At 40.9% G+C, this 22541-nt stretch carries 19 protein-coding genes; 15 read left to right on the top strand and 4 right to left on the bottom strand.

Going from position 1 to position 22541, the window contains the following annotated elements:
- Nucleotides 1–613: 613 nt before the first annotated feature.
- The 5 genes from CWC16_RS17965 to ihfA all read left to right on the top strand — a co-directional run bounded on the left by CWC16_RS17965 (nt 614) and on the right by ihfA (nt 6147).
- Entirely contained in the window at nt 614–1669 is a 1056-nt protein-coding gene (locus tag CWC16_RS17965) for a DUF2066 domain-containing protein (protein ID WP_138542525.1), read from the top strand.
- Complete coding sequence (gene hda / locus CWC16_RS17960; RefSeq protein ID WP_171037686.1) at nt 1669–2379, top strand: DnaA regulatory inactivator Hda; 711 nt, start codon at nt 1669–1671, stop codon at nt 2377–2379. Before CWC16_RS17965 ends, hda begins: the two co-directional genes overlap by 1 nt.
- An 82-nt stretch (nt 2380–2461) precedes the next feature.
- A complete protein-coding gene (gene pheS, locus CWC16_RS17955) occupies nt 2462–3442 on the top strand; it encodes a phenylalanine--tRNA ligase subunit alpha (RefSeq protein WP_055016228.1) in 981 nt (326 codons plus the stop codon).
- Between the two features lie 15 nt (nt 3443–3457).
- Nucleotides 3458–5845: a phenylalanine--tRNA ligase subunit beta gene (pheT, locus tag CWC16_RS17950; RefSeq protein ID WP_138542524.1), complete on the top strand. Its 2388-nt coding sequence runs from the start codon at nt 3458–3460 to the stop codon at nt 5843–5845.
- 2 nt (nt 5846–5847) lie between these two features.
- Nucleotides 5848–6147: an integration host factor subunit alpha gene (ihfA, locus tag CWC16_RS17945; protein ID WP_002960690.1), complete on the top strand. Its 300-nt coding sequence runs from the start codon at nt 5848–5850 to the stop codon at nt 6145–6147.
- 86 nt (nt 6148–6233) lie between these two features.
- Here the strand turns inward: ihfA and CWC16_RS17940 are convergent, their stop codons facing one another.
- Nucleotides 6234–7034 carry a DUF2989 domain-containing protein gene (locus tag CWC16_RS17940; protein WP_055016230.1) on the bottom strand — a complete coding sequence of 267 codons (801 nt, stop codon included), beginning with the start codon at nt 7032–7034 and terminating at the stop codon, nt 6234–6236.
- A gap of 174 nt (nt 7035–7208) precedes the next feature.
- Here CWC16_RS17940 and CWC16_RS17935 point away from each other — a divergent pair, with 174 nt between their 5' ends.
- The 10 genes from CWC16_RS17935 (at nt 7209) to ccoG (ending at nt 20233) form a co-directional block, all read left to right on the top strand.
- Nucleotides 7209–8651 (top strand): glyceraldehyde-3-phosphate dehydrogenase, encoded by a 1443-nt coding sequence (locus tag CWC16_RS17935; protein WP_055016231.1) that lies wholly within the window; start codon nt 7209–7211, stop codon nt 8649–8651.
- Between the two features lie 200 nt (nt 8652–8851).
- Nucleotides 8852–9979: a M14 family metallopeptidase gene (locus tag CWC16_RS17930; protein ID WP_055020318.1), complete on the top strand. Its 1128-nt coding sequence runs from the start codon at nt 8852–8854 to the stop codon at nt 9977–9979.
- 157 nt (nt 9980–10136) lie between these two features.
- Entirely contained in the window at nt 10137–11804 is a 1668-nt protein-coding gene (locus tag CWC16_RS17925) for an alanine/glycine:cation symporter family protein (RefSeq protein WP_138542523.1), read from the top strand.
- Between the two features lie 59 nt (nt 11805–11863).
- Nucleotides 11864–12190: a hypothetical protein gene (locus CWC16_RS17920; protein WP_055016234.1), complete on the top strand. Its 327-nt coding sequence runs from the start codon at nt 11864–11866 to the stop codon at nt 12188–12190.
- A gap of 1 nt (nt 12191) precedes the next feature.
- Nucleotides 12192–12473 carry a YeaC family protein gene (locus tag CWC16_RS17915; protein ID WP_138542522.1) on the top strand — a complete coding sequence of 94 codons (282 nt, stop codon included), beginning with the start codon at nt 12192–12194 and terminating at the stop codon, nt 12471–12473.
- Complete coding sequence (locus tag CWC16_RS17910) at nt 12463–15144, top strand: DUF349 domain-containing protein (protein ID WP_138542521.1); 2682 nt, start codon at nt 12463–12465, stop codon at nt 15142–15144. Before CWC16_RS17915 ends, CWC16_RS17910 begins: the two co-directional genes overlap by 11 nt.
- A 93-nt stretch (nt 15145–15237) precedes the next feature.
- Nucleotides 15238–15795 carry a YceB family lipoprotein gene (locus CWC16_RS17905; protein ID WP_138542520.1) on the top strand — a complete coding sequence of 186 codons (558 nt, stop codon included), beginning with the start codon at nt 15238–15240 and terminating at the stop codon, nt 15793–15795.
- A gap of 115 nt (nt 15796–15910) precedes the next feature.
- Entirely contained in the window at nt 15911–17230 is a 1320-nt protein-coding gene (locus CWC16_RS17900; protein WP_138542519.1) for an ABC1 kinase family protein, read from the top strand.
- Nucleotides 17231–17287: 57 nt separating this feature from the next.
- Nucleotides 17288–18706 carry a sigma-54 interaction domain-containing protein gene (locus CWC16_RS17895; RefSeq protein WP_138542518.1) on the top strand — a complete coding sequence of 473 codons (1419 nt, stop codon included), beginning with the start codon at nt 17288–17290 and terminating at the stop codon, nt 18704–18706.
- A gap of 144 nt (nt 18707–18850) precedes the next feature.
- The gene (gene ccoG / locus CWC16_RS17890) at nt 18851–20233 is read left to right on the top strand and encodes a cytochrome c oxidase accessory protein CcoG (RefSeq protein ID WP_138542517.1); all 1383 of its coding nucleotides are present in this window, start codon (nt 18851–18853) and stop codon (nt 20231–20233) included.
- Nucleotides 20234–20251: 18 nt separating this feature from the next.
- Here ccoG and CWC16_RS17885 read toward each other — a convergent pair whose 3' ends face one another.
- The 3 genes from CWC16_RS17885 to CWC16_RS17875 all read right to left on the bottom strand — a co-directional run bounded on the left by CWC16_RS17885 (nt 20252) and on the right by CWC16_RS17875 (nt 22256).
- Entirely contained in the window at nt 20252–20662 is a 411-nt protein-coding gene (locus tag CWC16_RS17885; RefSeq protein ID WP_138542516.1) for a hypothetical protein, read from the bottom strand.
- Between the two features lie 30 nt (nt 20663–20692).
- Nucleotides 20693–21607 carry a M14 family metallopeptidase gene (locus CWC16_RS17880; RefSeq protein WP_138542515.1) on the bottom strand — a complete coding sequence of 305 codons (915 nt, stop codon included), beginning with the start codon at nt 21605–21607 and terminating at the stop codon, nt 20693–20695.
- 64 nt (nt 21608–21671) lie between these two features.
- The gene (locus CWC16_RS17875) at nt 21672–22256 is read right to left on the bottom strand and encodes a hypothetical protein (protein ID WP_138542514.1); all 585 of its coding nucleotides are present in this window, start codon (nt 22254–22256) and stop codon (nt 21672–21674) included.
- Nucleotides 22257–22541 lie beyond the last annotated feature (285 nt).

Genomic DNA, 22541 nt, shown 5'->3' with positions numbered 1-22541 from the left:
AAAATAGTAGCTATCAGCCGTCAGCTATCAGCTGCACAGCGTCAACCAGTACTTTGTAGCGTGGGTTGAGTATAACGAAACCTACGGGTAAAAGAACGCGACGACCACCTCAGTGCTCAGTGAATCCCATTAAAAAACATTAAGAGTACTTTGCTATGTTACTCTCCACCGCTGTGGGCACTACGACATCGCCTGGCGCCAAATACAAGAAAGCCCGACTTGCAATAGTTGGTTTTTTTACGTCTGAAGAAAAGTTATATCCAGCATGTTCTTCTCTAAAGCGGAGCGTCTCTTAAGCGCAGCGTCTCTTTGTGAACCGTGTTTTGGCTATCAAATGCATTTAACAATGATGACATTCCATTTCACTTTGGCTTTCTACCGCTATAGGCTCTACGACCTCGCCAGGCTCAAATACAAGAAAACCCGACTAGTTCTTTATTCGCCTCACCAATAACAATCCATTTTACATATAGCTAAGTAGCAGTTTGTTTCTGTATTTAAGCTTTAAGATAAACAATATTTATTCAACATAGCTAGATTACAAATATAATTTTGCTTTGTTAGTGGCTTTGATTTAGGATCAAAATAGTTTAAAACCAAGAACTAATAGCCAGTGTATAGATTATTAATTAGTGCCATATCATTTATATTTTGTTTCTCTGTATCGGCAGTTGAAGTAACTGATCTGTATCAAGATATATTAAAAGTAGACGATAAAAGCCGAGACACGCGTTTGGCCGCTAGCCGTAAAGCATTACTTAATGTTTTAGTAAAGGTAAGCGGTGATGAGTCTGCTGATCAAAATAAGCTTGCTCAGCAGCGTACCAAAAATATTTCAAATTACATGCTTAAATTTGAATATGATGAAAAAGCAAATGGTCAACTTAATTTAGTCGTTAAATTTGAAGCGCGTAAAATTAATGAACTAATTAAAGAATTAAATTTACCTCTTTGGGGTGTTCAGCGACCACTGGTTGCCATTTGGTTAGGCATTGAAGACAACTGGCGTAGAGAGCTCGTAACCCAAGAAAGTTACCCTCAGTTAGAGCAACTTATATATGACAAAGCCGGACGGCGTGGTTTGCCCGTGGTGGTACCGTTATTGGATCTACAAGACAGACGTTTAGTTGGGATCCCCGAGGTGTGGGGCAACTTTTCAGGGCCTGTTGAAGAGGCGTCTCGACGTTATAGTGCAGAGCGAAGTATCACGGCAAGAATGTATCAAGAGCCTGACAGTGAAACTTGGATTTTAGACTGGCGTTTCACTAATGATGACTTATTCGATTCAAACCGACTTGAGGGTGATAAACAACAAATTGTAGGCGAGATGATAGATAGTTTAGCGTTGGGTTTAGCCAATGAATACGCTATTGACCCTAATGCATATTATGAACAAGCTGCGGCTACGCTCACCTTAAAAGGCACTCAGAGCTTTGTCGACATTGAACTTGCAAAACGCCGTTTACAAAATTTAAGTGTCGTAACGCAAGTAACGATTATGCGTAAAACCCCAGAGTTTGTTGAGTTTAAGCTTAACCATACTGGCAGTGTGGCAGATCTTAAAAAAGGCCTTGGGCTTGATAGTGTATTTAAAGACTATGTCGACCCACGTGCATTTTACCACGTTGTAGATAAAAATAGTCTTGAGTATCAATGGGTCGGTGAGTAATGCTAAGCGCTGAGCCAATGCAAATGGCGCTGCCGGTCACCCTGCCTGACGATGAAACATTTGCTTCTTACTTTGGTGGAGAAGACTCATTAGAGGTAAATCATCTCAAGGCGAGCTTTTCAAAGGTTGCCAATAAATTTCAATACACCTATTTGTGCGGGTTGGGTGACTCTGGTAAGTCTCACTTGTTGTACGCAACCTGCATTCAAGCCCAAGAGCGTGGTTGGTCGAACATGCTTTTATCTATGCGCGAAGTTATCGACTTTGGCCCTATGGTACTAGACGGTTTAGAAGCCCTAGACGTATTATGTATTGATGATGTGCACTTAGTTGCTGGTAATGATGCGTGGGAAAAAGCCCTTTTTAACTTTTTTAATCGCTTTAACGAGCCCGGTAAAATGTTGGTAGTAACGGCTGATTTACTACCCGATATGTTAAATATTAGCTTACCTGACTTAGAGTCTCGCTTAAAGTGGGGAACCACTTTTCAAATTCGTTCAATGAGCGACGATGATAAAGCACAAGCACTTGTTAAGCGTGCGCATATGCGTGGGCTTGAACTAAGCGATGAATGCGCGCGTTTTTTATTAACGCGCTTGAGCCGCGATATGCGTGCTTTATTAGACGTATTAGACAAATTAGATCACGCATCAATGGCCGCACAACGAAAATTAACAATTCCCTTCATAAAATCAACGTTAAAGCTGTAGTAGGTCTAGAATCTAGACCCTGCTTTCAGTTATCATTACTCAACAAAATTGTAATCACCTTCTTTGAAAGATCAGGTATCGAATGAACTTAGAAAATATTTTAGCGCAAGCACTTGAGGCTGTTGCCAGTGCCAGTGAAATCGCGCAACTAGAAGAGATCAGGGTTAATTACCTTGGTAAAAAAGGCGAAATCACAAGCTTACTTAAAACACTGGGTAAAATTGCGCCTGAAGAACGCAAAGAAGCAGGCCAAGTAATTAACCAAGCAAAGCAAGATGTACAACAAGCAATTAACGAAAAGCGTGAGCTTTTAGCAAGTAAAGCGCTTGAAGAAAAGCTAGCGGCTGAAACAATTGATGTAACTTTACCAGGGCGCGTAATGCCAACCGGTGGATTACACCCAGTAACGCGCACAATCGAGCGTATAGAAAGCTTTTTTGGTGAACTAGGTTTTGCTGTGAAATCAGGCCCAGAAGTAGAAGACGATTTTCATAACTTTGATGCGCTAAATATTCCTGAGCATCACCCCGCACGTGCTGATCACGATACCTTTTATTTCAACCCTAAATTAGTGCTGCGAACGCAAACAAGTGGTGTGCAAATCCGTACTATGGAAACAGAGCAGCCACCACTGCGAATTATCTCGCCTGGTCGAGTATATCGTAACGATTACGACCAAACGCATACCCCAATGTTTCATCAGGTAGAAGGTTTAATGGTTGATACTGACGTAAGCTTCACAGAGCTTAAAGGTATTTTACACGACTTCTTGCGTAACTTTTTTGAAGAAGACATGGAAATTCGTTTCCGTCCTTCATTCTTCCCATTTACAGAGCCTTCAGCTGAAGTAGATGTTATGGGTAAAGACGGTAAATGGCTTGAAGTATTAGGTTGTGGCATGGTTCACCCTAATGTACTTAAGTCAGTGGGTATTGACCCAGAAAAATACACCGGTTTTGCTTTTGGTATGGGCGTAGAGCGCTTGACCATGCTGCGCTATGGCGTAAATGACTTACGTGCATTTTTTGAAAATGACTTAAAATTCCTAAACCAGTTCCGTTAAGAGTGAAAATATAAAATGAAATTTAGTGAAAAGTGGTTAAGAGAGTGGGTAAACCCTGCTATTGATACGCAAGCTCTTTCGGAACAGCTTTCTATGGCTGGCCTTGAGGTTGACGCAGTTGAGAGCGCCGCAGCGGATTTTAACGGCGTAGTCGTTGGTGAAGTAGTAGAGTGTGCACAGCACCCAGATGCAGATAAACTTCGCGTTACTAAAATCAATGTAGGTGGCGATGAGTTACTTGATATTGTGTGTGGTGCGCCAAACTGTCGCCAAGGCATTAAAGTAGCAGTTGCAACAGTGGGCGCTGTTTTACCGGGCGACTTTAAAATTAAAAAAGCCAAATTACGCGGTCAGCCATCTCATGGCATGTTGTGTGCTTTTGTAGAGCTAGGTATTAGCGAAGAAGGCGACGGTATTATGGAATTGCCAAGCGATGCGCCAATTGGTACAGACTTGCGCGAATACTTAGGCCTAGATGACAACATAATTGATGTTGACTTAACGCCAAACCGTGGTGATTGCTTAGGTATAAAAGGCCTTGCACGCGAGGTCGGTGTATTAAACAGTGTTGATGTAAACGAGCTACAAATTCCAGCTGTTAGCGGCACTATTGACGATAAAGTATCTATTGAGCTTGTTAATGCTGATGCGTGTCCGCGTTACTTAGGGCGTGTAATTAAAGGCGTTAGCCTTGATGCAGAAACACCACTTTGGATGGTTGAAAAACTACGCCGTAGTGGTATTCGCTCAATCGACCCTGTTGTTGATGTTACTAACTATGTATTACTAGAACTTGGCCACCCAATGCATGCATTTGATTTAAATGCAATTGAAGGGGGTATTAAAGTACGTAATGCTCGTGCAGACGAAGAACTCGTATTACTTGATGGCAATACTGCAAAACTGAATGAATCAACACTTGTGATAGCTGATGATAATAAAGCGCTGGCGATTGCTGGTGTTTTTGGTGGCGAGCAATCAGGTGTAACAGAAAAAACCTCTGATATTTTATTAGAAAGCGCGTTTTTTAATCCGGTAGCAATTGCAGGCCAAGCCCGTAGTTATGGCTTACATACCGATGCATCACACCGCTATGAGCGTGGTGTTGATTTTACCCTTCAACATGATGCAATGGAGCGCGCAACCGCTTTATTACTTGATATTGTTGGCGGTGAAGCAGGACCGGTTGTAGAAGCTGTGGCTGCTGATAAACTACCAAAAGTGACTGAAGTACGTCTACGTCGTGCACGTTTAGACCGTGTAATTGGTCATCATATTGACGATGCAAAAGTGACTGATATTTTGACTCGTTTAGGGTTAGACGTTAAGTTTGAAAACGATAGCTGGAGCGCTGATATACCAAGTTACCGTTTCGATATATCTATTGAAGAAGACTTAATTGAAGAAGTTGCGCGTGTTTATGGTTACAACAGTATTCCAAATGTTGCCCCAACTGCAAAGTTAAAAATGACTACGCATGATGAGTCAACCATTGCGCTAAGTAAGTTTCGTAATACGTTAGTGACACGTGGTTACCAAGAAGCAATCACGTACAGTTTTGTAGACCCTAAAGCACAAGCTATTATACACCCGCAAAGTGCACCGCTTATATTGCCGCACCCAATTTCAATTGAAATGTCGGCTATGCGTGTAAGCTTAATGCCAGGGCTTTTAGCATCGGTTGCGTATAATCAAAACCGTCAACAACCACGTATTCGTTTATTTGAACATGGCCTTAAATTTATTAGCGACGACAGTGCAGAAAATGGCTTGCAACAAATCCCTGTGATTGGCGGTGTGATCACAGGCCTTGCACATGGTGAGCATTGGGTTGAGCAAAAACGCAACGTTGATTTTTACGATTTAAAAGGTGATGTTGAAGCCTTATTAGCAATCACCAACGATACAAGCCGCTTTGAAATTAAAGCAGAGCAGTCAGATGGTTTACACCCGGGCCAATCAGCGGTAATTTATGTTGATGGTAAAAAGGTAGGATTTTTTGGTGCTCTTCACCCTCAGGTGCAAAAATCGTTAGATATCAATAACGCAACTTTTGTATTTGAAATAGAAATGTCTGCAATAGAAAAAAGAAATTTACCGCAAGCTGTAGGGGTTTCAAAATTCCCTTCAAATCGCCGCGACATCGCGATTTTAGTGGCTGACAGCGTTAATTCAGGTGATATTTTAAGCACAATAGAAAAAGTTGGCGGAAATCAATTGGTTGACCTAAACTTATTCGATGTGTATAAGGGCAAAGGTATTGAGCCAAATTATAAGAGTTTGGCGATTGCTCTAACACTGCAGGCGGTTGATAGAACACTCGAAGAGAAAGATATCAATCTGGTAGTTGATAACGTGGTGGCCACATTGGCCGAAAAGTTTAATGCATCGTTGAGGGACTAGATATGGCGCTTACTAAAGCCGACATAGCTGAACACCTATTTGAAAAGCTCGGGATCAATAAAAAAGATGCCAAAGATTTAGTTGAAGCGTTTTTTGAAGAAATCCGCTCAGCGCTTGAAAAAGGCGAGCAGGTTAAGCTCTCTGGATTTGGTAACTTTGATCTTCGTGATAAAAAAGAAAGACCAGGCCGAAACCCGAAAACAGGAGAAGACATCCCTATTTCGGCGCGCCGCGTGGTGACCTTTAGACCAGGTCAAAAGCTTAAAACCCGTGTAGAAGTGGGTACAAGCAAAGCAAAATAAAAAAGGGCAGCGAAAGCTGCCTTTTTTATTTAAAACCTTAGGGTTTCATGTTTTAAAAACATGATTAATGCCAGGGTTTTGCTTACCTAAAACTCTCGCGGTGATACAAACTCACCGTTTTGTATTTGCTCATACGTTTGTTGGGCAAGTGTATCGAGTGCATCTAAATTTTTACCATCACTCATTAGTTGGTGCTCTATTGGTAATAAATCTATATTTTCTATACCAGCGCTTTGCGCCACTTTTGAAAAAATGTAAGCGTGTTTATATTTATCATGCTTATAAAACAAGCTAATTAACGAGGTATACACTTCAGGGTTTGGTTGTTGACCTTGTTTATTTAGCTCAAGCGTTTTGTAGAGCAAATCAATCGTTTTTTCATCATCAAATTTAATGTAATAAGAGGCAAGATAAAACTGCATCTCTGCGCTATTGGTGACGCTTTCGTCATTTTCCATTGCAAGCAAACGTGTTAGTGCATTTTGCTCATTGTTACGCGACCAATGATAGTAAAGCAAACCAGGGTGGTTTGTGTTTTTTGTGTCTTGATAAAGGCGGGTCATTTCTTTAATACTAGTAAGTTGGCCTTCTATGCGCGACGTCGTTTTAGACTTTAGTTTAATATGCTCAATTTTTGCGGCTAAAGTAATACATTGATTATACGATTCAAACCCTTTTAGTAATTGGTATTTGTTTTCATCTGTGGGTTTTTTATATTCAATATAGCGTTTTAAAATAACCTCAGAACGCTCATTTTTACAATGGCTATCTTTATTTAAATCACTACAAAAGCCAGGTGTTTCCTTACATACTTGAGCGAGAGTCAGTGGCTCTTCGCATCCTGTTAACGCGAGCAATGTGAGTATTGCGCCTGCTCTTAAAACCATTCCTTAACCTCAAATGAATATATACATTACCATTCTAGCGCAATCATTTGTCCGCTAACAGTAGAGAATAACTTTAGATTACCTTAGAATAGCCCTGCCTGAAGTGCATTACTCTCAAAATCGAATGCATTTTTATAGGCTATCCGTTCAAAATGATTAAATTAGGTAAATAAAATGACCTCATCTCACGAATTAGAATACACAAATAGTTGGCAAGAACGTCAAGATTACGCTGAAAGCATGCAACCTATTATTGGTAAGCTTTATCGTAACCGTGGCATAGAAATCGCTGTATATGGCCGTCCTCTCGTTAATGCCAGTACTATCGATATTATCAAATCACATAAAACTGTAGCTCAATTTGAAGGCACTAAATTACGTTTACGCGAAAGCTTTCCGTTTTTAGAAGCGATTAGCAAAATGGAGTTAAATTCAGCACGTATTGATATTGGTAAACTGGCTTATAGCTATTTGTACAGTGATGCTGCTAATGGCCGCACAGTTGATGAGTTTGTAAAAGACGAATTAGCTGAGATAGCCGACTCACCAGCCAAAGAGCCGCGTGATGTAGTGCTTTACGGTTTTGGTCGTATTGGGCGTCTACTAGCGCGCTTATTAATTGAAAAATCAGGCCCTTATGCCGACTTACGTTTACGTGCAATTGTAGTACGTGGTGGTAAAGAAGGTGACCTTGAAAAACGTGCAAGCTTATTACGTCGCGATTCAATTCATGGCCCATTTAATGGCTCAATTACCATTGATAAAGAGCGTAATGCAATTAAAGCCAATGGTAGCTACATCCAAGTGATTTATGCTAACTCGCCAAGCGAAGTTGATTACACTGCTTACGGTATCGAAAATGCACTTGTTGTAGATAACACTGGTATTTGGAAAGACGAAGCGGGCCTTGGTCAGCATTTAGAGTCTAAAGGCGCTGCAAAAGTATTATTAACAGCACCGGCTAAAGGCAACATTAAAAATATTGTTTACGGTGTAAATAACCAAGACATTAAGCCTGAAGATAAAATTGTATGTGCAGCAAGCTGTACCACCAATGCGATTACGCCAACCTTAAAAGCATTGAACGATAAGTTTGGTATTAATAACGGCCACGTAGAAACCGTGCACTCTTACACAAACGATCAAAACCTTATTGATAACTATCACAAAGCAGAGCGCCGTGGACGTGCCGCAGCGCTTAATATGGTAATTACCGAAACAGGTGCAGCTAAAGCAGTATCTAAAGCCTTACCAGAATTGGAAGGTAAACTAACAGGTAATGCGATTCGTGTGCCTACACCGAATGTATCGCTAGCTATATTAAACTTGAACCTTGATAGCAGCACAACGACAGAAGAGCTAAATGCGTTTTTACGTGAAACAGCATTGCACTCAGAATTGCGCGACCAAATCGACTACACCGCATCAACTGAAATTGTATCGACCGATTTAGTGGGTAGCCGCTATGCGGGTGTGGTTGATTCGCAAGCTACCATTGTTGAAGGTAACCGCGTTGTATTATACGTATGGTACGACAATGAATTTGGTTACAGCTGCCAAGTAGTACGCTGTATGCGTGATATGGCTGAAGTGGCTTTCCCAAGCTTACCTCGCTAATATAAACGCAATTATACTAAGCCAGCTTTTTTGCTGGCTTTTTTAGTCGCGTAATATTTTTAAAGTGTACCCTGTGTGGTAGGCTTTAATTATTGAGATGTGTACTGCGGTTATCCCGTAATTATGCATTTTACTATTTATAAAATAGTGTCAGTTCTGCAAGTGAAGCAGATAAACTTATTCTACCTTAAGGTTTTTTCATGAAAATCAGCAGCAATTTTGATAGTGGTAACATAAAGGTTATCGAAGCCACCGATCCGCTAAATATTCAATTAGAAATTAACAATGATCACCAGTCTGAATTTTATCAATGGTTTCACTTTCGCCTTGAAACAACACCTTATCAATTGCATAAGTTAAACATTAATAATTTAGATAAATCAGCTTACCCCGATGGCTGGGAAGGTTACCAAGCGGTTGCCTCGTACGACCGTCAAACCTGGTTCCGTGTGCCTTCAAATTACGAAAATGGCACACTTACGTTTGAGCTAGAGCCTGAGTGCGGCAGTGTTTACTTTGCTTACTTTGCGCCTTACAGCTACGAGCGTCATTTAGATTTATTAGCGTGGGCACAAAGCGAAGAGCTTTGCCAACTACAAACATTAGGCGAAACACTTGATGGCCGTGATATGAGCGTGCTTAAAATTGGTCAGCCTAGCGAAGATAAAAAAACAATCTGGATCACAGCACGTCAACACCCAGGCGAAACAATGGCAGAGTGGTTTGTAGAAGGGTTATTACACAAATTGCTAGATGACGAAGACCCGCATGCCGCAGCACTATTATCAAAGGCTGTGTTTTATGTAGTACCAAACATGAACCCAGATGGCAGCGTACGTGGCCACCTTCGTACTAACGCAAAAGGCGTTAACTTAAACCGTGAATGGCAAACGCCTAGCATGGAAAATAGCCCAGAAGTGTATTTAGTGCTTAATAAAATGCGCGAAACTGGCCTAGACATGCATTTAGATATACACGGTGACGAAGCAATCCCTTATAACTTTGTGGCAGGCAGTGAAGGTATTCCAAGCTACGATGACCGCTTAAAAGACCTAGAAGATAGCTTTAAAGCAGCGCTACTTACTATAACGCCAGAGTTTCAAGATGAGCACGGTTACGATAAAGACGAGCCGGGCAAAGCTAATTTAACAGTTGGCTCATCTGCAACAGCAGAAGAGTTTAAAGCACTTACTTACACAATTGAAATGCCGTTTAAAGATAATAACGACTTACCAGACCCAGATTACGGCTGGTCAGACCGCCGCTCGTATCAATTTGGTCAAGATACTTTAGCGGCTATCGTAAATGTCGTTGATAAATTAAGATAAATTAGTATAAGGTAGGGGCAACATTAAATGTTGCCCTTTTTTATTACAAAATTAACAAATAATAAAAGTGTGCAATAGCTTAGTTATCGTATTACGTAACTCTCAATAAGTAATAAACAATCAACAGTCTCAAATAAAATAATAAGAGGTATTTAGCGTGGATGCATTCGGACAACTTTTAGATAGCCTAGATGGCATGTTAGGGGGCGCAGTGTGGTTCCCCTACGTGCTTTTAGGTGTTGGTCTATTTTTTACTATTTATTTAAAGTTCCCACAAATTCGTTATTTCAAACATGCGTGTAAGGTGGTTACTGGTAAGTTTGATAAAAAAGGCACCGAGGGTGATACAACCCATTTTCAAGCACTTGCTACTGCGCTCTCTGGTACCGTAGGTACAGGTAACATTGGTGGGGTAGCATTGGCTATTTCTATTGGTGGCCCTGCAGCATTATTTTGGATGTGGATGACGGCTTTTTTTGGTATGACCACCAAATTTGTAGAAGTTACGCTTTCACATAAATACCGCGAAAAAACACAAGACGGCACCATGGCGGGCGGTCCCATGTATTACATGGATAAACGCCTAAATATGAAGTGGCTAGCTATTTTATTTGCTGTTGCTACTGTAATTAGTTCATTTGGTACAGGCAGCTTGCCACAAATTAATAATATTGCGCAGGGTATGGAAGCTACATTTGGTTTTGCCCCTATGGCAACCGGTGCTGTGTTATCTATTTTACTTGCGTTGGTTATTTTAGGCGGTATTAAACGTATTGCTGCAATTACATCACGTGTAGTGCCCATTATGGCTGTTATTTACATTGTGGGTGCGTTAGGGGTTATTTTTTACAATGTAGAAAACATTGGACCTTCGTTTGCCTCAATATTTGTTGATGCTTTCACTGGCTCTGCTGCAGCGGGTGGCTTTTTAGGCGCATCTTTTGCGTATGCATTTAACAGAGGTGTTAACCGTGGTTTGTTCTCGAATGAGGCGGGTCAAGGCTCAGCACCCATTGCTCACGCATCGGCAAAGGCAGATGAGCCAGTGTCTGAAGGTATGGTGTCAATTTTAGAGCCGTTTATCGATACAATCATTATTTGTACATTAACAGGCTTAGTTATTTTATCGTCTGGCGTATGGAACGAAAAATTCGAAACGCATTTTGAACGATCGTCAATGAGCATTATTAAAGGTGACTACTCAGAAACTAACGAAGCCCAGCGCCAAGAGCTGTACAATTACCTAAATGGTAACGAGAGCAAGGTAGAGCTATTTAACGGCAATATTAATGTGGTTAATGGCGAGCCGGCAAGTAATGGTTTTACCGTATTACATTCTCGCTCAATTGGTGAAGACATCCGTTTTGGCCTTACCGAAAAACATAAATACACAGGTATTGTTGAGGTTAAAAACGGTATGCCAACGGATGACAGCATAAGTTTAATTGGTAAATCGTTAGTGCATTCAGCAGAGCTGACTACTAAAGCCTTTACACGTGGCTTCTTTGGCGATAGTGGCCAATACATAGTATCGATAGGCTTATTGTTATTCGCGTTTTCTACAGCTATTGCATGGTCGTATTACGGTGACCGTGCCATGATTTATTTACTCGGTAATCGCTCTGTTATGCCGTATCGCGTATTTTACGTTGCGGCGTTCTTTTGGGCGTCGTTTGCCGATACTACTTTAGTGTGGAAATTAGCTGCCGTTGCAATTGTCGTTATGACCTTGCCCAACTTATTTGGCATTATGTTATTGCGTAAAGAAATGAAACAATCCGTAGATGACTACTGGGTTAAATTCAAAAAAGACAACGAGCAATAAAACAAGTACAATAAAGGGCGCCGCAAGGCGCTTTTTTTATGCGTAGTATGGAGAGTAGTATGGCGATTATTCATTGCCCCAAATGTGCAAAATCAATTTCAGATAAACATCAGCAATGTCCACATTGCAATAGTAACATTGGCGCACTTAACTCTGAGCAGGTACAACAGCTTCAGCGCGAACAGCGAATTAAAAAACAGCAAATGTTTATGAACCATTCTTTCTTGGCACTCATACTATTTTTAGGTGGCTTTTTTTGCTTGTACTTTTTACAACCCGCAAAAGAAACCCTTGAGTGGTACGCTTATACAGTTGCAATTGGTATTGGCTGTATTTGGTATTTAGTAAACCGCGTTATTTTAGTGACTCTAAAAAAGAAAAGATGACATGAATATTGACAACCTTGTACAAAATATCACCCCCGAATTATTTGAGCGTTTACAGTATGGTGCTTCAACGGGTAAATGGCCCGATGGCACGCGGCTTTCTGATGAGCAAAAGCAACAAACGGTGCAACTTGTTATGCTTTACCAAGCTAAAATAGCGCAATCGAACGAGCAATTTACTATTGGCGCTAATGGCGAAATGATCCAAAAAACAAAAGCACAATTACAAAAAGAATTTAAATCTGAAAACGAAATAGCTAGGTTTAGTGAACATGATCTTTAAACACCTTTTTACACCTAAGTGGAAACACCCAAAGCAACAGGTTCGTCTAGACGCGATTGAAAAACTTGATGTAGAGCGCGACGCATCAACTTTAAGTTCATTAGCACTGGAAGATAATTCAGCCGAAATACGCCGTAAAGCACTGCAAAAAGTAAATAACTTAGCACTGTGGTGGAAAGCTTATAAACAAGATCAGGTGCTAAAAGATGTAGCTGAAATACAAATTTCAAATGCTGTGTTAAATAACGAAAGCGCACTGAGCACACAAATTAAAAGTGAGTATATAGACCGTTTTGCGCCAGTTAAAACGCTTGAAAAACTCGCCTTTGCTGAGAAAGAGCTGCAAGTACGCGTTAAACTTTTAAAGCGCTTAGCAAATCCTAAATTAATTGAAAAAGCATTTAAAGAAGGTAGCGAAGAGCTTCAAAGCCAACTTGTAGAGCTAGTTATAACGCATCAACTTGTTAAGTCATTAGTAAAACATGCTAAGGGTGATGCAAAGCAGCAGCTAGAGCAACATAGTGAGAACGAGCGTTTAGCGATAGAAATGCCTGCTCAGGTAGAAAGCGCAACGCGCGTTATTTTAGCAAAGCTAAACGCACTGCGAGATAAAAACGATTACGCCATAGTAAACCCACAAGCCGGTGAATTAATGGCGCAGTGGCAAGCGCTTGAGCTTAAATGGTTAAGCGAAGATCACGTTAAAGAGCTAGATAAAAAATACATCAGCATTACTGATAAACTCGATGCACATATTGCAACACTAAAAGCACAGCACGAACAACAGCAGCAGCGTTTAGCAGAGCAACAGCGCCAACTGCTTGCACTGGCAACGTTAGAGGCGCTAAGTGAAGAAATTGAAAATGCATTACAGTTAGGTTTAGAAACCCCTGAGCAAATTCAGCAAGATTGGCTAGAGGCAAAGGTAGCACAGGCTAAGCAGACGTTAACCGATGCGCAGCACGGCGATAATGCCCAAACTAAACAGGTTATTATTAAGCTTGAAAAACTATTCAACCAAGTAGCTAAATTACCCGAGCTTAGTAGCGCAGTTGCGCAATTTAAAATTGCGTTTGATGAGCTAAAAGCCATAGAGCCAGCGCAGCAGCTAGCCGATTACGACGATGTTTTAACTCGTTTTAATAACGCATTTAAAGAAACTCGTAGCCACCTAAATGTGCTAGATGGGGCATTGCAGCAAAACTTTAAATCGCAATTAAATGCGCACAAAAAACAGTTTTTAGCGCAAATGAGTGAGCTGACAAAACCGCTTGAAAAAAATCAAAGCACCGCTAAACGAAAAGCCCGCGATGTAAAACGCCTTATTGAACAAGGTCGCTTTAATGTTGCATTTGGTGTATTTAAAGGCTTTGAAGAGTTGTTTGATAAATTAACACCGCAATTTCAGCAGCCACTTGTAAACTTAAAAGCCGATTTAGAAGCGCAACTTGCAGAAGCAAAAGATTGGCAAAAATACGCGGCAGCACCAAAACGTGAAGCCTTACTTGAAGAAGTGGCAGCGTTAGTCGACCAACCGTGTGACGACCCACAGCAGCGTGCTGAACAAGTTAAAGCGTTTCGTAAGCGTTGGAACGAGCTTGGCCGTTTAGATACAGAGCAAGAAAAGCAACAAGGTGAGCAGTTTGATAGCAACATAGAGCTGTTGTTTGCACCGTGTCGTAGTTACTTTGCTGAGCAAGAAGTGGCGCGTGAAGCGGCAAAAGCTCAGCGTCAGACCCTGATAAACGACATGCAAACACTAAGCGAGCAAGACACCGCTATCGAAAGCTTTGACTGGAAGCAATTTGAAAGCCAATACAACCGTTTAAATAAAGCGTGGCGCAGCGTAGGTAAAGTTGACCCTAAAACATACCGCGTATTAAATGAAAGCTTTAAAGCACAGCAACAAACTGTATTTGCTATATTAAATGCGTATCATAAAGATAACGCTACACAAAAAAGTGCCTTAGTGGAGCGTGCCTCAGTGCTTTCGCAAAGTGAAGATTTAGCAGCAGCATGCCAAGAGCTAAAGCAATTACAACAGCAATGGCAAAGTATAGGTTTTGCAGGTTTAAAAGCTGAAAATGCGCTATGGCAAAAGTTTCGTCAGTATAACGATGAAACCTTTAGCAAACGTAGCAGTGAGTTTGAGCAGCAAAAGCTGGCTCAAAACGAAACAGATAAACAAGCAGCAATAGAGCTGGCCGAGCTAGAAAATGCCCTTGAGCAAGTAAATCAAAAAGCCCAATTGCATGATCTTGAAACCAAAGTAAAAGGCTACGCACAATATAAATCGCTGGCGCCAAAAGTTGCAGCATTATTAAGTGCGATTGAAGAAAAGCTCGCTTTACTTACAAGCCAAGCACAACGCGCTAATTTTGAAGCACTTATTGATGCACTTGAAAATAACGATGTATTACCAAGTCAGTTTCAAGCGCCACTTGCAACGTCGCTAAGTAGTGAGCAACTTATTACAAGAATGGAAATTCTTGCTAATGTAAGCTCGCAAAATGCAGCGCTTAGAATGGCAGAGCAAGTCGCCATGCTTGATGATAAACACCGTGGTGAGCATGCTGATTTAAACTATTATTTAAAGCAGTTATTAGCGCTCAGTAAGGGTTCAGTTGAGCCTGACACACTTGCTAAAATTAAAACGATTTTCGCAGCATAATATGTAATTTGCCTGTATTAAATACGGGTATTGCATGATAAAAGCCGCTGTTTAAGCGGCTTTTTTATAATTACAACGAGGATAAAGGTGAGCATGAGAATTTTATTACTGTTTTTAACCACATTACTTTTAAGCGCGTGTAATTCTACACAAGGCGTGTCTGTTTATTCATTTACCAGCTCAGAGGTAGAAAGTGTACTAGGTAATCAACTGCCTAAGTTAAGCGAAAAGGTGAGCTTAATGGGCTTGCCCGTACAGTTTGATGTAAACGATTTAAGTGTAGATATAGGCCCCGATAACCGTGATGTTGTGGTGCTAGGCGCTGATTCAAGTGCTGAGGTAAATGCTTTTGCCCTAAAATACCCAGTACGCTTAAAGTTGCAAATAGAAGGGAGCCCGTTTTACGACAGTGAAAAAAAAGCCGTGTTTTTACGCAATATTAAACTACTAGATTCTAGCGTGGATGCAGGGGGGTTTAAAGGTAATTTAGCGGCACTTGATAATGAGGCCATGGACGTTATAAACGCCTTTTTAGCGGTTAACCCTGTTTATACATTAAATATGGATGACCCTAAAATGATGTTATTAAGTAAATTACCCCTAGATATGAAAGTAGTAAAAGGGGCCATTAAATTAGTTCCGCGACTTTAATGAACAGCACACCGATTACGGTAGCTTTCCCCCTAAACGGTGCTTTTAATTAGATCGAGCACAGTAAAACGTACGTACTAATTAGCCTGTTTCCCAGGCTAATTAGGTTTTTATAATGGCAGCTTCTCGCAGCATACCCACCTCAAGACTCTCTCGATTTGCAAAGCTTGGCTCTTTAGCCGGTGGTGTAGCAACCAACATGCTTATAGATGGCACCAAAAGTGCGCTCTCTGGTAATGGTTGGGATAATAAAGCTTTACTTTTACAACCTAAAAACATAGCAAAGCTAGCTGAACAGCTTTCACACCTGCGTGGTGCGGCCATGAAGCTAGGGCAATTACTATCTATGGATGCGGGCGAGCTATTAAGCCCAGAGCTCGCCCAACTACTCGCATTGCTTCGTGCTGGTGCAAACCCAATGCCGCATAAGCAGTTAATTAAGGTACTTAAAAATGAATGGGGTGATGATTGGCTTGGACGTTTTTCACATATTGAACTTAGCCCCTTTGCAGCGGCTTCTATTGGTCAAGTGCACTTAGCTTATCAAGAAAATGGCGAAAAGCTGGCGGTAAAAATTCAATACCCTGGTATAGCGCAAAGTGTGCACAGCGATGTAGATAATGTTATTGCACTTTTAAACATTACTCGTTTAATCCCTAAAGAGCTTGATATACAGCCACTAATAAATGAGGCTAAAGCGCAGCTACTTGCCGAGGCTGATTATGAACGCGAAGCACATTACCTTAAAAAAGTGGGTAAATTGCTCAGCCGGCATGTTGAGTTTAAAGTGCCTAAGGTATATGCCGCTCATAACACTAAACGCATTTTGGCAATGGAGTATGTACAAGCCACGCCTATAGAAGCGCTTAGTAATTTACCCCAAGGTGAGCAAAATAACATTGCAGCGAACCTCATAGATTTATTTTTTAAAGAAATGTTTGAGTTTAAGCTAATTCAAACGGATCCCAACTTTGCTAATTTTCATTATCAGACTCAGAGTAAGCAAATTGTGTTATTTGATTTTGGGGCAACCCGAGAGATTTCGAGTGAGTTGAGCAAGGCCTACCTGTCACTATTTATTGCAGGCACCGAAAACAATAGGGCGGGCGTGTTAAATGCAGCACGCGAAATAGGTTACTTTCAAGACTCCATACTCGATTCTTACAAAAGCCATGTTATTGATTTGTTTTTAATGGCGTGTGAGCCGCTAAGAGTCACGGGTGAGTTTGATTTTAAAAACAGTCCCTTAGCAACAAATATTAAAAATGCAGGGCTTGAGCTGAGCGCACAGTCGCAGCAATGGCATACACCACCGGTTGATGCGTTGTTTATTCATCGTAAGCTGGCTGGGCTTTATTTAATTGCGACTAAGTTAAATGCAAAAATAGATATTAATACTTTATTTAAGCCTTATATTAAAAGCGACTTTATTTAACTGTTTAGCGCGTGACTTTATGACATAATAATCGTGATATTTCGCGAGGATGATGCAATGATAAAACAGTTTTTAAACGACCCTAAACTTTTACTTAATGCGGTAGGAGAGGGTATTTACGGCTTTGATTTATCGGGTAACGCGGTGTTTGTAAACCCCGCTGCTGTGCGCATGACCGGCTGGAAAGCCGATGAGTTATTAGGAAAAAAAATACATCAATATCACCATCACAGCCATGCCGACGGCTCCCCTTATCCGGCCGATGAGTGCAAAATATATTGCACCATGTTTGATGGCAAACGCCGCGAGGTTAAAAACGAAGTATTTTGGCGAAAAGACGGCACCTCGTTTGCAGTAGAATACACATCTACCCCAGTTTACAGGCAGGGTGAGTTAATAGGTGCAGTCGCGGTATTTCGCGATATATCAGCGCAGAAAAAAACACAAAATGATCTAAAACAAGCACTTGAGCAAGTTAAGCACTTAAGTGAGCAGCTACAAGATGAAAACAACTACTTAATTGAAGAGCTTAACCAAGATTGGCAAGGCTCAGGTTTAGTGGGCCAAAGCCATGTTTTTCAAGCTATGCTGGCGCAGATCAAACTTGTTAGTGAAACCGACAGCACCGTACTTATACTCGGTGAAAACGGCACGGGAAAAGAGCTGGTGGCGCGTAACTTACACCGATTAAGTAAGCGCAGTAATCAAGCATTTATAAAAGTTAACTGCGCAGCGTTTACTCCCAGTTTGTTAGAGTCTGAATTATTTGGCCACGAGCGCGGTGCGTTTACCGGTGCAAACGAGCGACGTAAAGGCCGCTTTGAACTGGCCGACAAGGGCACGTTGTTTTTAGATGAAGTGGCAGAGTTGCCATTAGAGGCGCAAAGTAAATTGCTACGCGTATTACAAGAACAAGAGTTTGAGCGCGTAGGCGGTAGCACTACATTAAAGGTAAATATTAGAGTATTGGCGGCAACAAATCGTGACTTATGGCAAATGGTGCAAATAGGCAGTTTTAGAATTGATTTATATTATCGGCTTAATGTGTTTCCTATTAAAGTACCGGCATTAAGAGAACGCAAAGAAGATATCCCTTATTTGTGTACTAATTTAATTACTCAGCTTAATAAGCGTTTAGGTAAGCAGTTAATAGGTCTCAGTAAAAAAGCGATTAGCCAACTACAAGCTTATGATTGGCCCGGTAATATTCGCGAGCTCCAAAACGTACTTGAACGCGAAGCTATTTTATCAAAGCACGACATACTTAAGCTAAGCCAGCCGTTACAAGCGGGTACAAGCAATGTGGTTAATGCCTCTTTTACACTTGCTGAAGCACAAAAGCAGCATATCACTGCCGTGCTTGAACTATCTAATTGGCAAATATCGGGTGATAAAGGTGCAGCAAGTAAGTTAGGGCTACCAGAGAGCACGCTTCGTTCTAAAATGCGTAAACTAGGTATTACTAAAAATTCGTGATATATCGCGTGGTTCGTTAAATATCACGAATCTAATTTATAGGCACAAATATATATTCTTTTACATCAAATACTTACATTAAGTTTCAGTTTGGTCTGAAAGTTGCAAAAGTTTACTTAATACCGTCACTATTAAGTAAGTACTATGAAGTTTGATATTAAAGAAGAAGACATGATCATTAAGCCCTACAAAACAGAGGGCCCGATTTACATCCGCGAACAAAAAGGCTTTTTTCAGCGCATAAGGCGTAACTTAGGTTGGCTACTCATGCTCACATTTATAGCCATACCTTGGATACAATATAAAGGAGAGCAAGCGGTGCTACTAGATGTAGCAACGCAAAAATTTACAATTTTTGGCTTAACCTTACTGCCGCAAGACTTTATGATTTTAGCGCTGCTATTTATGGTAGGCGCCTTTGCATTGTTTTTTGTCACGAATTGGCTTGGCCGCGTGTGGTGTGGATATACCTGCCCCCAAACAATCTGGATGTTAATGTTTAGTTGGGTAGAGCAACGTATAGAAGGTACGCGTAATCAGCGTATAAAGTTAGATAAATCGCCATGGAGTGCTTTAAAGTGGCGTAAAAAAATAACGAAACATGCTGCGTGGCTAGTTATATCACTGCTTACGGCCACCTCGTTTATGGCGTACTTTATTCCCGCTAAAAGCTTATACCTTGAAATGTTTACCTTACAGTGGTCGGGTATAACGAGCTTTTGGGTGTTTTTATTTGCATTTTGTACTTATGGAAATGCTGGCTTTTTACGCGAAAAAATGTGTAACGTGGCATGCCCGTATTCTCGCTTTCAATCGGTGATGTTTGATAAAGATACATTGGTAGTAAGCTACGATGCAAAGCGCGGCGAAAACCGCGGCCCTCGTAAACGTAAAGCAGACCCTAAAGCACTTGATTTAGGCGACTGTGTAGACTGTAATTTATGTGTAGAGGTATGTCCTGCAGGCATAGATATTCGTAACGGCTTGCAGTATGAGTGTATAAATTGTGGGTTATGTATTGATGCCTGTGATGACACTATGGATAAATTTGGTTATCAAAAAGGGTTAATTAAATACGCCAGCGAAAAACAGCTCGAAGGTAAAAAAACCAATCCATTTAGGCTTAAATTAGTGGGGTATGGCGTATTAACAGGGGTGTTAATTATTTCTATGGTTGCATGGGGGTTGCAACGTACGCCAATAGAGGCATCGGTACTGCGCGACAGAAACGCCTTGTACCGTGTAAATTATGAAGGTTTAGTAGAAAACCCATATACACTCACTATTATCAATAAAACTCAGCAGCCAATGCATTACGCCATAGCCATAGAAGGGCTACCAAAGGCTATGCTTAGTGCGCCAAGCTCTATTTTGGTATTACCAGGACTCATGAAGAAAATCCCGGTTACAGTCACCGCCGATGGTTACGACATTGAAAAAAAAGTAACGCCAGTGAGCTTTATTATTTCAGCCAATGAAAATCCAGACATAGCCATTACTAAAACAAGTCAGTTTTATAAAAACTAGCAATGGCTTGGGCTAAAGTTAGCTCACGCCATTATTTAATTGCGATGAAATAAAACGTTTTGCAGCATCTAGGTTATCAAATAAACATTGGTTAAAATCTACATCGCGTTTAGCGTTTTGCATTATTCGCTGCATTTGGCTTATAGCAATAGGGGAGGTGAGAACAAATGCACTTATTAAGCAGTTAGTCTGTTGCATATGTGTACTTATGGCAACCATTTCTTGCTCTGCATCGGGTGTAGCCGCAAGTATACACGATGAGTCGCTTATGTAACCCCATTGCTTACCTTCAAATTCAGCCACTGTTTCATAAAGAGCGGCTTTAAAGCTAGCTAACACTTCAAGGTCTAAATTTCCGCTAAACTGGGCAATCACGATATTGCCCGCAACGGATAGAGTAACCTCTGCATGTTTATTTTTGTATTGCATGGCAGGCTCCTAATTTAAATTAGTTCAAAATTAGAGTGACTTTAAATAATCTAACGCACCGGTAATAACAGCTACTTGCGCTTGAGTACATTGCTCATCTGAGGCGCTTGGGCTATCGGGGTATACTTCGGTTGTTGTTACATACGGGGCGTCAGTAAAGCCCATGCATAAGCCCAATTCGCGAGCTGCGTAGTTTATAACGCCAAATTGTTCCTGCGGTACACCAATTAATTGATTATTTTCGTCACTAGGGGCGATGTGGGTTACCTTCTCAACACTATTTAAAATGGCCTTTTGAAACTCAGGGGCTGGTTTTTTGCTATCTGCCACTAAATAAAAGCCATCTGGTATATTCCAGTTAGTGTTAATTTTACCATCGCGGGCAGCTAAGGCCGGCCTAAACTCACTGTTGTCTGTGTCTGTGGTTTCGTGTAAGTCAATGTGCGCAACTAACTCAGTGTTAAGCGAGGTTACATATTTCATAATAGCAGCTGATTCTTGGGCTGGGCTGTTATCGTAAAAAGAGCGGTTAGGGTCAATGGCCTCAGGGTTCCAACGGTTTATGGTTTCAAAGCCCCAGGGGCTAATACACGGCGCAATAACAAAGTTAAAATTATTTATATATTTTTGAACGTCAGTATGAGCAAATGCCAGCGCCCCCATAACGCCACTTGTTTCGTAGCCGTGCACCCCGCCAGTAATTAAGATGGTTGGGCGATCATTTTGCCAATTTTCACTTTTATATGCATAAAGAGGAAACTTAAGTGGTGAATAGTCTAACTCGCCGTACTGCTCAACATTTAAAAACGCGTTAGGTTGCTTGATTTTACTCACAACGAGCTGGTTATAATCACGCTTTTTTTGTTGAAGTTGTAACCATGCTGCTTTATCACTGCTGTTCCAAGGTGTATTGGGGGTACCGATTGGGTATAAAGAGTCGCTCATTGTGTGCCTTTAATTTATCGCTTTACAAAGGCATTAGCTTATCGTTGCTAGAAAAAGCCTGCAACTAGAAATGCTCGGTTACGTCAGACGTATTTTCATATAAGGTGGCGTTTTCGCGTTTATGTTTTTCGAACAAATACTCACGCAGTGCTTCTTTACCACTTTTAATACTGACAATTTTAGCAGCATAGCCTAAGTTAGTTTTACGGACTAAATCTACAAGTAGGGTGACTTTTTTCTTATTGGGTAGTTTAAATGTAATATGTTGCGCGTGGGCAAGGCTGTAGCGATGGTCGCGGGGTTTTAGTAGCACGCCACTACTAGAGAGCGAAAGTACATAAAAGCGCTCACTTTGTAGGTTAAGATCAGAATAACGCCAGCTTCTTTCTACACCTTCGGTATCAATAACCTCTGGCGCACTTAGTACGGGGTTTAAGTAACCATCATCGTTGAGTTTAAACTCAAGCGGAAACCACAATTGATAATGCCCAACTTCAGCTAACATAGTTAATTTAGCATGAGACAACAAACCTTTTAGTGTATCGGGTAAGGTGGTTCTTAAGCTAAGCTGTGAGTTATCGTTTGTATTGTCCTTGTTACTGCCTACAACAGACGAAATAAAACTTAACTCTTCCTTAGTTAAATCCATATTATTTCTCGTTTAATAAAAACTTCACATTAAACCAATAGTGCACTTTCTTCAATATTCAAACGTGAAATTTAAGCAAATTTAAACACCTGCTTAGGAGTAAATAAGGTGTGTTTATTTTTTAGGGGTTATTTACCATCGTATAAACATTAAATGTTCCCAGCATACAGGCACTTTATAATAAACGTTTATACTTGCTTGGCTAACCCCCTCACTTTTAAAGCGCAACGCGCTTTGGTATTTAAACTATGGTAAAATTTATTTTTAATTTTAGTCTATTCAAGG

This window comes from Pseudoalteromonas sp. S3776 (genome assembly GCF_005886915.1).
GTDB lineage: Bacteria > Pseudomonadota > Gammaproteobacteria > Enterobacterales > Alteromonadaceae > Pseudoalteromonas.
Note: the sequence above shows the minus strand (reverse complement) of the source record. Positions and strands in the feature narration are given on the sequence as shown.